Source organism: Aquimarina algiphila, assembly GCF_007489275.1.
Taxonomy (GTDB): Bacteria; Bacteroidota; Bacteroidia; order Flavobacteriales; family Flavobacteriaceae; genus Aquimarina; species Aquimarina algiphila.
In genome coordinates, this window is sequence record NZ_VLNR01000255.1 from 1 (window position 1) to 261 (window position 261).

The window sequence follows — 261 nt, forward strand, 5'->3', positions numbered from 1 at the left end:
GTGTAAGGTTTAAAAAAGGACTAGGTTACACCGTCCAGAGCGTTATAAAAATCAATAGATTTTAAGATGACAGAAACTCCCGAGATGACTATAAATAAGAAAATCGCTGTTTTAATCCTCATAGATCCTGCAATACATAATGAATCTATTACTGGATCCAGAATTACTTTAAAGAAAATGCAGTAACATAAAAGATCAATCAATTGAAATGCTATTTTTATACCTACTGTTTCCATCTTAAAATATCTTTTTTTCTTTTGT

Annotated in this window: 1 protein-coding gene; it reads right to left on the reverse strand. The window is 29.5% G+C overall.

What is annotated here, in order from left to right; all coding sequences use genetic code 11:
• Nucleotides 1–20 precede the first annotated feature (20 nt).
• Nucleotides 21–261, reverse strand: a 241-nt coding sequence (locus FOF46_RS31210) for a hypothetical protein (protein WP_208746859.1), incomplete at its 5' end; no start/stop codon positions are given.